Source organism: Hominisplanchenecus sp. (assembly GCF_046967715.1).
In the GTDB taxonomy this organism is placed as follows: Bacteria; Bacillota; Clostridia; order Lachnospirales; family Lachnospiraceae; genus Hominisplanchenecus; species Hominisplanchenecus faecis.
Genome location: NZ_JBKVNQ010000071.1, coordinates 1 through 11,126, shown reverse-complemented (window position 1 = coordinate 11,126; position 11,126 = coordinate 1). Strand labels below are relative to the sequence as shown.

General features: G+C 46.8%; 9 protein-coding genes and 1 pseudogene. 1 reads left to right on the top strand and 9 read right to left on the bottom strand.

All coding sequences use genetic code 11. The annotated features are described in order from the left end of the window. The 5 genes from purB to aroD all read right to left on the bottom strand — a co-directional run bounded on the left by purB (position 1) and on the right by aroD (position 5,427). Complete coding sequence (gene purB, locus ACLTL4_RS09885; protein WP_022117973.1) at positions 1–1,434, bottom strand: adenylosuccinate lyase; 1,434 nt, start codon at positions 1,432–1,434, stop codon at positions 1–3. Positions 1,435–1,449: 15 nt separating this feature from the next. Further along, positions 1,450–2,892 carry an amidophosphoribosyltransferase gene (gene purF / locus ACLTL4_RS09880; RefSeq protein WP_215659185.1) on the bottom strand — a complete coding sequence of 481 codons (1,443 nt, stop codon included), beginning with the start codon at positions 2,890–2,892 and terminating at the stop codon, positions 1,450–1,452. A 126-nt stretch (positions 2,893–3,018) separates the two neighbouring features. Beyond that, positions 3,019–3,762 carry an RNA polymerase sporulation sigma factor SigE gene (gene sigE / locus ACLTL4_RS09875; protein ID WP_022117971.1) on the bottom strand — a complete coding sequence of 248 codons (744 nt, stop codon included), beginning with the start codon at positions 3,760–3,762 and terminating at the stop codon, positions 3,019–3,021. Further along, complete coding sequence (locus ACLTL4_RS09870; protein ID WP_022117970.1) at positions 3,755–4,552, bottom strand: sigma-E processing peptidase SpoIIGA; 798 nt, start codon at positions 4,550–4,552, stop codon at positions 3,755–3,757. Before ACLTL4_RS09870 ends, sigE begins: the two co-directional genes overlap by 8 nt. A 113-nt stretch (positions 4,553–4,665) precedes the next feature. Then, on the bottom strand, positions 4,666–5,427 hold the full coding sequence (gene aroD, locus ACLTL4_RS09865; RefSeq protein WP_022117969.1) for a type I 3-dehydroquinate dehydratase: 762 nt from the start codon (positions 5,425–5,427) through the stop codon (positions 4,666–4,668). A 203-nt stretch (positions 5,428–5,630) separates the two neighbouring features. On the opposite strand from aroD, the gene ACLTL4_RS09860 reads away from it, so the two are divergent. After that, positions 5,631–6,509 carry a shikimate dehydrogenase gene (locus ACLTL4_RS09860; protein ID WP_022117968.1) on the top strand — a complete coding sequence of 293 codons (879 nt, stop codon included), beginning with the start codon at positions 5,631–5,633 and terminating at the stop codon, positions 6,507–6,509. A 107-nt stretch (positions 6,510–6,616) separates the two neighbouring features. Here the strand turns inward: ACLTL4_RS09860 and ltrA are convergent, their stop codons facing one another. The 4 genes and pseudogenes from ltrA to ACLTL4_RS09840 all read right to left on the bottom strand — a co-directional run. Continuing rightward, the gene (gene ltrA / locus ACLTL4_RS09855; RefSeq protein ID WP_147632401.1) at positions 6,617–8,011 is read right to left on the bottom strand and encodes a group II intron reverse transcriptase/maturase; all 1,395 of its coding nucleotides are present in this window, start codon (positions 8,009–8,011) and stop codon (positions 6,617–6,619) included. Positions 8,012–8,541: 530 nt separating this feature from the next. Beyond that, a complete protein-coding gene (ftsZ, locus tag ACLTL4_RS09850; RefSeq protein ID WP_147631320.1) occupies positions 8,542–9,693 on the bottom strand; it encodes a cell division protein FtsZ in 1,152 nt (383 codons plus the stop codon). 165 nt (positions 9,694–9,858) lie between these two features. Next, positions 9,859–10,860, bottom strand: coding sequence for a cell division protein FtsQ/DivIB (locus ACLTL4_RS09845; protein WP_173896288.1), 1,002 nt, complete (start codon positions 10,858–10,860; stop codon positions 9,859–9,861). Between the two features lie 4 nt (positions 10,861–10,864). Next, a pseudogene (locus ACLTL4_RS09840) lies at positions 10,865–11,126 on the bottom strand (UDP-N-acetylglucosamine 1-carboxyvinyltransferase); the annotation flags it as partial.

Genomic DNA, 11,126 nt, shown 5'->3' with positions numbered 1-11,126 from the left:
TTAAACCAGAATCTCTGCTTTTACGCCCAGCAGTTCTTTGTTCTCTTCCAGAATCGGATTCACCACGTTTTTCAGGAAGTTGTCCACCTGTCTTGGTGCACGTCCTACATATCTGGACGGCTCCATGCTCTTCTGCAGCTCTTCCAGTGTCATGTTGAATGCCGGATCTGCTGCAATCAGTTCCAGAAGGTTGTTTTCTTTCCCTTCTTCTTTGACATGTTTGCCTGCTTCCATGGAAAGTACACGGATACGTTCATGCAGTTCCTGACGGTCACCGCCAGCCTTTACAGCATCCATCATAATGTTCTCAGTTGCCATGAACGGCAGTTCTGCCATCATGTGTTTTTCGATGACTTTCGGATATACAACCAGACCGTCTACCACGTTCAGGCACAGATCCAGGATACCGTCGATCGCCAGAAATCCTTCCGGAACGGAAAGTCTCTTGTTTGCAGAATCATCCAGGGTTCTCTCAAACCACTGAGTCGCAGATGTAATTGCCGGATTCAGTGCATCTACCATCACATAACGGGAAAGAGATGCGATACGCTCACTTCTCATCGGGTTACGTTTGTAAGCCATGGCGGAAGATCCAATCTGAGTCTTTTCAAACGGTTCTTCTACTTCTTTTAAATGCTGAAGCAGCCGGATATCGTTGGAGAATTTGTGTGCACTTGCAGCGATGCCTGCCAGTACATTGATCACTCTGGTATCGACTTTTCTGGAGTAGGTCTGGCCGGATACCGGATAGCACTCTTTGAATCCCATCTTCTTTGCAATCATCGGATCGATCTTGTCGATGGTCTCCTGATCTCCGTCAAACAGTTCCAAAAAGCTTGCCTGTGTCCCGGTTGTTCCCTTGGAACCGAGCAGTTTCATGCTTCCAAGTACATAGTCCAGATCTTCGAGATCCAGACAGAACTCCTGCATCCAAAGCGTTGCACGTTTTCCAACGGTTGTCGGCTGTGCCGGCTGAAAATGGGTAAATGCCAGGGTCGGCTGATTTTTGTATTCATCTGCAAATTTTGCCAGCTCTGCCAATACATTGACCAGTTTCTTTTTCACCAGCTTCAGTGCTTCTGTCATCACGATAATATCGGTGTTGTCACCAACATAGCAGGAGGTTGCTCCCAGATGGATGATGCCTTTTGCTTTCGGGCACTGTACGCCATATGCATACACATGGGACATAACGTCGTGGCGGACAAGACGTTCTCTTTCTTTTGCCACATCATAATTGATGTCCTCTGCATGTGCTTTCAGTTCCTCGATCTGCTCGTCTGTAATGTTCAGTCCAAGCTCTTTTTCTGTCTCAGCAAGTGCGATCCAGAGTTTTCTCCAGGTACGGAATTTCATATCCGGTGAAAAAATGTACTGCATTTCCTTGCTTGCATAACGCTCTGATAATGGGCTTACGTATCTGTCTGTACTCATATTTTCCTCCTGTATCTACTGTTCGAATTCTCCTCTGATATCCTCCATCGGCGGATCCAGCGGATAGTTTCCGGTAAAACATCCGGTGCAGATCGGCAGGTCTCCTGCCATTTGACGCAGGCGACTGCAGTCCAGATATCCAAGACTGTCTGCTCCTATCACCTGTCTGATCTCCTCCACGGTACGGTTGTATGCAATCAGCTGCTCTCTTGCAGGCACATCGGTACCGAAGTAGCACGGCCATAAAAATGGCGGTGAACTGACACGCATATGCACTTCTTTGGCTCCTGCCTCACGCAGCATATGCACAATGCGGTCACTGGTTGTTCCACGGACGATCGAATCATCGATCATAATCACTCGTTTGCCTTCTACTGCTTCACGCAGTACATTCAGTTTCACACGGACGCTGGACTCACGGCTGCTCTGTTTCGGTTTGATAAAGGTACGGCCGACATAGCCGTTTTTCACAAAAGCAGTACCGTATGGAATGCCGGACTGAAGGGAATATCCAAGTGCTGCTGCATTTCCGGATTCCGGGACACCGACTACGATATCTGCATCCACCGGTGAATCCATCGCCAGATATCTTCCTGCCATCAGTCTGGAATGATAGACACTCACACCGTCGATCACGCTGTCCGGTCTTGCAAAGTAAATGTACTCAAAAACGCAGTGTGCCGTCTGCTGCTTTTGGCACAGACGTGTGTCAGATTTGATGCCTTCCTGTGTGATCGTAACGATCTCACCCGGCAGTACATCCCTTACAAACTCGGCACCAATCGTATCCAGTGCACAGGTTTCACTCGCCAGTACATAGGCATTTCCCCTTTTGCCGATGCACAGCGGGCGGAACCCCTGCGGATCTCTTGCTCCCATCAGTTTTCTCGGAGACATGATCACAAGAGAATAGGCTCCTTTGATTTTCTGCATGGCACGGGCAACTGCCTCTTCTGCCGTCTTGCTTCTGACACGTTCTCTCGCAATATGATATGCGATCACCTCGGAGTCAATGGTCGTCTGAAAAATCGCTCCGCCATATGCCAGCTCTTCCCGCAGCTGTGGGGCATTGATCAGGTTTCCATTGTGTGCAAGTGCAAGCGTGCCTTTGATATAATTCAGTACCAGAGGCTGTGCATTCTCTCTTGTGCTGGCTCCTGCCGTAGAATAACGCACATGACCGACACCGATGTTTCCATGAAGATTCTCCAGTTTTTCTGCATCAAACACTTCGTTTACAAGTCCCATTCCCTTGCAGGAATCCACTTTTCCTTTTGGTCCTTCCGTATCACTGACGGCGATACCACAGCTCTCCTGTCCTCGGTGCTGTAAAGCAAACAGACCATAATATATGGTCTGTGCAATATCGTTCCCGTCAAAATCATAGATGCCGAATACACCACATTCCTCGCCTGGTTTATCATCCATTTCTCTCTGAATATGCAAATTCTCGTTCATCTGATTTCCTTTCCGTGGTTTCCATCAAAACTTTTCGTATCTGTTCAGTACCTTCACAGTTACGACTTTCTTCTGTTATTCCGCAATTTATTATAGTCTATCATTTTCTATAAAGCAAGTTTTTTGTCACTGCTCGTAGCGTATCATTTCTCTTTTCAGACGTTTCATGATCTTTTTCTCCAGTCTTGAAATATAAGACTGCGAAATGCCGAGGATATCTGCCACTTCTTTCTGCGTCTTTTCTTTACCGTCGCAGCTGTTCAGACCATATCGAAGATTGACGATCGTCTGCTCCCTGTCAGAAAGTTTTGCGATTGCCCGAAACAGCAGTTTGTATTCTACTTCCGTCTCCATATCGCGGTAGATCACATCCTCATCGGTTCCCAAAATATCCGACAGCAGCAATTCATTTCCGTCCCAGTCCACATTCAGCGGCTCATCGATCGAGACTTCCATTCTGGTCTTGCTGTTTCTGCGAAGATACATCAGGATCTCATTTTCTATGCATCTTGAGGCGTACGTCGCCAGTTTGATATTTTTTCCGGTGTTAAAGGTATTGATCGCCTTGATCAGTCCGATCGTTCCTATGGATATCAGATCTTCCACTCCAACGCCCGTATTATCAAATTTTTTCGCTATGTAAACCACCAGTCTCAAATTGTGCTCGATCAGCCGTTTTCTGGCCTCTTCCTGATGTTCTCCGCCTTCCAGGTTTTCCAGCATTTTTGCCTCTTCCTGTGCCTCAAGTGGTGCTGGCAGCACATCACTGCCTCCGATATAATGCACTTCGTTTGTTCTGCGGAACCATATATTCTGCCATCCTTTTGTCATTCGAAACTGAAATTTCTGTGGGGTCGCCATTTTAAACATAATCCTTCTCCTCCTGATTTTTCCGGTTATCTGGATGCAGTATCATCTGATAACTGCCATCACTGCTCACACGTTCCCCCGTAAGGGCTATCACCGGATGTTCATAAATCTCTGTTTTTCTTCCTTTGCTGACAATCATTCTGTCAAAAACTATCCCTCTGAGCATTTCCCCTGAACCGCTTACGGTACGGTATGGAATCAAAAACACATTTTCTTTTCCATCCAGCAGCTCTTTTGCCGCTTCGTACTCTATGATATTTACCGGACGTTTTTTATAAGGTTCTCGAAGGCGGTTTCCCGTATCGTAAAGTGCCTTCACTTTTCTATTTTTCCCACACTGCCAGAGACTGACCTCGCAGATCCGCTGTCTGTTTTGGTCGGTTTCCGTATACAGATACAAAAGCATCCACAGGATCAGAAATACCGCCATTTTCACAAAAATTCCCGGAATATATCGGAACGTTTCTGCCACATACAGTGCACCGCCAAAGCAAAAGCTTGAAATTCCAAGCAACAATGCACCATAGAGCACTTCTTTTGCCGTTCTTTTTCCAAGTCCTCCCCTTACCAGAAGCAAAACGGAAACGATCCAGAAAAAGGTCGCTGTAAAACTCCCCCGAAAGGGAAGCAGCAATTCGATACAGGACCACATGCTTTCCAGCACGGCTGTGCCTGCAATACGTTTTGCCTTCCATTTTTCCCGCATCACCGTTTTTACCAGGATAAGCAGAGCCACATCCGTTAAAAAACTTTCTAAAAAATAAAAATCCAGATAAACTTCATAGTACACAAAACACCCCCTGCCTCCTACATGGAGTGCCGCTTAAGCACTTACCATTATAGGTGACAAGGGGTGCATATTTTGTCAAAACTGCGATCTTGTGTTCTGTTTTTTCGTTGACATCAGACGACGGCCAAAAGTTCCAAAATCTTCCTTAATTCTTCCGCATCGATCTGTCCCGGTGCGGACTGTGCTCCTGCCGTCCCAAATGTCACAGCAGAGCCGAATACTTCTCCCGACAGCCTTGATACCACACCGTTCCTTCCCATGGCCATCGTGATGACCGGTGTCTGGGCATGGAGCTCTTTCATACTTAATGTTGCATCGAGCAGTACCAGAACATCTCTCTCTCTCTGTGGCATCACCGCCATCTTCGGGATATCGGCTTCTAATTCCTGCATCTTGCAAAGTGTCATGATGATCTGCTCCTTTTTCGGTGTCTGTGAAAAATCATGGCTGGATGCTATGGTCTTGATCCCAAACTCATGTGCAAGCGAGATCAGCATAAATGCTATGTCATCGCCGTGGGAGATTTCCACGTCCACCAGATCTGCCTTTTCATCCCGGATCGCATCCGATACAACCTTGAGATACTGGTCTGCCGAAAGATCAGCCTCTCCGCCTTCTCTTCTTGTACGGATCGTAAACAGCAACGGTACTTCTCCCAGAATCTCTCTCAGCTCATCAAATGCCTGTCTGCGTACTTCTTCGTTCTCGATATCCGCAAAATAATCCGCTCTCCATTCAATCAGATCCGGATGTTTTTTCATTGCATGACCGGCAGCTTCTTTTAATGTTTCTGTCGTGCTGCCCATGACCGGAATGCAGATTTTCGGTCTTCCCTCTCCGATCACGAGATTTCTGACCTGTACTGTTTTGTCCATATTGCTGTGCCTCCCATACATTCCTGCTTTTTCCTGTAATTATACTATACTTCCGCCGCAAAGTCCAGCACTTGACAGATGCACGCCCGGTCATTATCATAAAACTGACGGGATGCCGGCATCTGACGTTTTGTTATTTTGCAGCAGAAACATTCGCGGGCATCACGATATCGCAAAAATACAAAAACTTACGAGGTGATCTTATGAACGATACATTTCCTGTGATTGACGGGCACACAAAGCTGACAGGGCTTCTCGGAAGCCCGGTTTCCCACAGTATCTCTCCTCTGATGCACAATGAAGCTTTTCGCCTGCTGGATCTTAATTATGTCTATCTTTGTTTCGATGTGCCGGAAGCAAACCTTGCAGATACGGTAAAGGGGCTGCGATGTATGAACATCGCCGGTTTTAACTGCACCATGCCGGATAAGACAAAAATCTGTGAGCTGATCGATGATCTTTCGGATGCCGCCCGCATGATTGGTGCTGTCAACACGGTTGTCAATGAAAACGGCAGACTGGTCGGTCACAACACCGACGGCATCGGCTATATGCAGGCAGTCAAAGAGGCCGGACACGACATCATCGGCAAAGAAATGACACTTCTGGGTGCCGGCGGTGCAGCAACTGCCATCGCCGTACAGGCTGCATTAGACGGTGTATCCACACTGCATATTTTTAACCGCAAAGGCCGTTCCTGGGAACGTGCCCTAAAACTTGCCGACACGATCAATGCTAACACTTCCTGTAAAGCTGCAGTATCGGATCTTGCTGATGAAGCATCCCTGCGGCAGGCACTTGAAGCCAGTACGATCCTGACCAACGCCACTTCCCTTGGCATGGCTCCGCACGCAGATACCTGTCCGATCCCGGATGCTTCCATGCTTCGTCCGAAACTGATCGTGTCGGATATCATTTACAATCCGAAGCAGACACGCCTGCTTCAGATGGCTTCCGCAAATGGCTGTGCCACCTTTAACGGGCTTTACATGCTGCTTTTCCAGGGTGCCGAAGCCTTCCGCCTCTGGACCGGAAAAGAAATGCCGATCGAGCCGATCAGAGAACATTATTTCAAGGGCTGATCTGTAAATCACGTTTTATCTTTTATTTATCACTTAATCGAGTAGGAGGCGGTGACTAACCGCCGTCCTCTCACACCACCGTGCGTACCGTTCGGTACACGGCGGTTTCAATAGTTGACGTGCACAGACTGATAGGCTGTGGCTAAATCATAGAAGCCACCGTTTATCAGTCTCTCTTTTGTCATGGCTTTCTTAACTGTTGTCAGATTCGCACAATACCAGTGTCCTCTTCGGCAGTTTGCCGCCATATTCGCATAGTATTCGTGTACTCCCATCTTTATCAGATTTCTTTTCTTTGTTTTTGGAAGTTTCCACTGTTTCCATATACACATGCGTATTCTGTGGTAGAGCCATCCGTTGATCTCTTCGATGTTGTTCTTCATGCTTGCTATTCCGTAATAGTTCAGCCATCCTCTTGCATATATCTTGATTTTCTCAAGGCTTGGCTTGATTGACTGACATCGTTTACGGGAAGACAACTCTTTCAGTCTCGACTTAAACTTTCTCCATGACTTTGGATGAACGCGAACATAAATACCCGTTCCATTCCTTCCCAATGCAAAGCCTAGATACTTAAAATTTCGGATTGCAAACACACTGACAGTACGGCTTTTCTTTCTGTTGACTGTAAGTTTCAGTTTCTCTTCAAGGTATTTCGTACTGCTTTCCAGAAGTCTCTCCGATGCCCGTTTGCTCTTCGCAAGGAGCACGATGTCATCTGCATATCTGACGCATGGGACTCCTCTCTTCAAAAACTCCTGGTCAAACTCATTGAGATAGATATTCGCCAGTAGTGGGGATAGATTTCCTCCTTGTGGCGAACCTTCCTCTGTTTCCATGACTACTCCGTTCTCCATTACCCCGCTTTTCAGATATCGCTTAATCAACTGCACCACCCGTTCGTCCTTTACATTCTTACGGAGTAAGTTAAGGAGAATTTCATGGTTCAGTGTGTCGAAGTATTTTGATAAATCTAAGGATACTGCATATGTGTATCCTTGTTCTGCATACTCTTTCACTTTTTGTATTGCGTCCTTCGCACTTCTGCCCGGACGATAGCCAAAGCTACCATCTGCAAACAGCGGTTCATAGATTGGCACTAACTCTTGCGTGATTGCCTGTTGGATTGTACGGTCTATCACCGTTGGTATACCAAGCTTTCGCACACCACCATCTGGTTTGGGAATCTCAACTCGTCTTACTGGAGACGGAGTATACTTTCCACGATAAATGCGGTCGGTTATCTCTTGTTGATGTTCCTTTAGATATGGAAGAGCCTCCTCAATGGTCATGCCATCAATTCCTGGCGCTCCCTTGTTTGCCTTAACTCTCTTATACGCTCTGTTAAAGTTGTCTTTATACAGTATCGCTTCCAAAAGTCTCGGCTGTGCACTGTCTCTTTCTTTCCATATCCGATTGAATGACCTAGACGCTTTCACATACCCTTCATGTTCCGCATTATCTCTTTGCGAACAGCCATTGTTTTCAATGTTTTCTGCCATAGACGGTCATTCCTCCTTTCTCGGTCATACTCAAGACTCCTACTGATTCGGTCCTTCACCTCTCGGCTACTATGACCTCTGCTGACTTCTGTGCGTTCAGCATTGCTTTATGCAATGGTTACCTCTTTCAAGGCATACCGCACAGACCTCCCTAGGTACCACACGTTTCTTCCTCTCCATCCATCTGCCTCATTTATCATGCATGATTCCGTGTAGTTATTGGACTTCGACTTGGTAAGCAGCCTTATCCTCATGCATAACCTTATATGAGATTTCTGTTCGTCAGACCAGAGATTTGCCCATGAGTTAGTATGTTCCTCACATCCAGCTTCCTTCAGATTCCATCTCACGATGGACACCCTTGCCTTCGGCTATATCCTTCCCACTACCGGGCGGATTCGGGACTTTAACCCGTTAGAAACGTGTGCCGCTAGGCGCACCTCACAAAAAGACCGTTTCCAAATGGAATCCATTTCGAAACGGTCTTTTAAGCTTTCGCATATAAAATCTTATTGATCGATTTAAAAAAATTATCTTCTTCTCAGGAAATCCGGAATCTGAATGTCTCTTTCCTGTACATTACTGGAAGGTGTGCGCAGTTTTCCGTTTGACGGAGCTGTGCCCGCCTGTCTGCCGGCCTGCGTAGCACTTCCGATCGTTCTCTGGAAAAGACTGGACTGTGGCTGCTCATTGCGGCTGTCCTGCGATACTTTTCTGCTGTTTACTGTCGGCTGTGTTGCGGTAGAAGAATCCAGACCGGTAGCAATCACGGTGATGCTTGCTTCGTCTGTGTAAGTATCATCATACATAGCACCAAAGATAATGTTTGCATCATCACCGGCAAGCTCCTGTACATAGCTTGCTGCATCGTTTGCATCCATAAGAGAAATATCTCCTGAAATATTGATGATAACGTGGGATGCACCTTCGATCGTAGTCTCCAGAAGCGGGCTGGCCACTGCCTGTTTAACTGCTTCGAGTGCTTTGTCGTCTCCTTTTGCATGTCCGATACCGATATGTGCGATACCCTTGTCTGTCATAACCGTCTGTACATCGGCAAAATCCAGATTAATCAGTGCCGGAAGGTTAATCAGGTCGGTAATACCCTGTACTGCCTGCTGCAGAACTTCGTCTGCTTTCTTGAGAGCTTCCGGCATCGTGGTACGGCGGTCTACGATTTCAAGCAGCTTGTCATTTGGAATTACGATCAGTGTATCTACATTTTTCTTGAGGTTTTCAATACCTGCAAGTGCGTTATTCATGCGGGTTCTTGCTTCAAAACGGAAAGGTTTTGTCACAACGCCGACAGTCAGGATGCCCATCTCTTTTGCAATACCTGCAACTACCGGGGAAGCACCTGTTCCGGTACCGCCGCCCATACCACAGGTAACGAATACCATGTCTGCACCCTGCATAGCCTGTCTGAGCTCTTCGGAGCTTTCTTCGGCTGCCTGACGGCCAACCTCCGGCTGTGCACCTGCACCAAGTCCTTTTGTTACTTTTTCACCGATCTGAATTGTGTTCGGTGCTTTGCAAAGCTGCAGTGCCTGCTTATCGGTATTGACACCAATAAATTCTACACCTGCGATCGCTTCATCAACCATTCTATTCACAGCGTTATTGCCTGCACCGCCCACACCGATTACGATGATCTTAGCCGCAGACTCAGCTTCGTTTGTCATAATTTCTAACAAGGGTATTTCCTCCTTCGCATATGCATCTCTATTCTTCTATAATATAGTTATTTGCCCAAATAATCAAGACAATTTTAAAATTTCTTATTAAAAAGCTAGTTTCGCCCATCGAACCACGGCCGAAACTGTGCAATATTCCCATCATCCGTGTCACTAATTGATGTAAGAACCTGTATATGGATCAATATAGCCGTATCCATCGGTAATAATATTGCCATTTTCATCGGTATAATTATACTCATCACACTGCGTCGTCGTGACTCCGGCAGCATCGGTATAGGTCTTGTTTCCATTGGCATCGGTCGAAAAAGTACCGTCTGTTTTTGAGTACATTCTGCCTCCGCCTTCCTGTGTTTCCTGCGTGGAAGTTTCAGACTCGCTGCTTCCGTCAGTCGAGGCCAGATCTTCCGTACCGCCGCTCTCGTTTTTAAAGGTCACCTGTCCGCTGTTTTCACTGTAGGATTCCATGTACAGTGTTCCATGTCTGCCGTCAAGCTGTGCGTATATGGAGTTGAGTGCCGACATCTTGTCCTCCAGATCCGTATCATCTCCAAGGTTGACCTTGATATCCTCGAACACCAGTGTGATCGTATCTCTTGTATTAAAACGGATCTCATTTGGTACCAGACCGTCTTTGTTCAGTGTCTTGGTCAGAGTTACGATCGTATTGTACATTCCTTCATCCTTCACCGGAAGTTTTTCATATAGTTCTGCTTTTTCAACATCCAGCCCGGTGATCAGTGGAACATCTTCGCTTGGCTGATCCGAGATCTCCACGATCATGCCGTCTTTATCGAAATAAATATAGCTTCCCTGATTCAGGAGATATCCGATCTGCTGTTTTTCTTTTACGGTCACCTGCACTTCAAATGGTGTTCTCAGCTTTGCCTCTGCTCCGTTCAGGAACAGAATGGACTCCTTTACTTTTGCCTGATCGCTGAATTTCCAGAGCAGATAAAGCGAATTCTTGCAGAGACCATCCTGCATGATGGCCTCCTGTATCTCCTCCGCTTTATATTGCTTATTTCCTGAAATTACCAGTTTCCGCACCCGAAACAGCCCAAAAATCACCACCAGACCAAGCACCAGCACGGCCAGCAGAATCAAGATCACTTTTCTTCTTTGCTTTCTTCTGTTCTTCTTTTTGTTCTTCACAGTTTCACCTTTCTGCTTTTTTCTTCGAAATAACCGCTCCAAGCTTTCTTAAATCTCCTGCCAGATCTTCATATCCGCGTTCGATAAAAGCACTTCCGTATACGCGGGTGATCCCCTGTGCCATCAGAGCAGCGATCACAAGTGCCGCACCGCCTCGCAGCTCCTGGGCTTTCACCATCTGTCCGGACAGATGTGCCTTTCCTTCGATCACGGCTTCCCTGCCGTCTGTGGTCACATCCGCCCCCATCCGGTTCAGCCACGGTGCA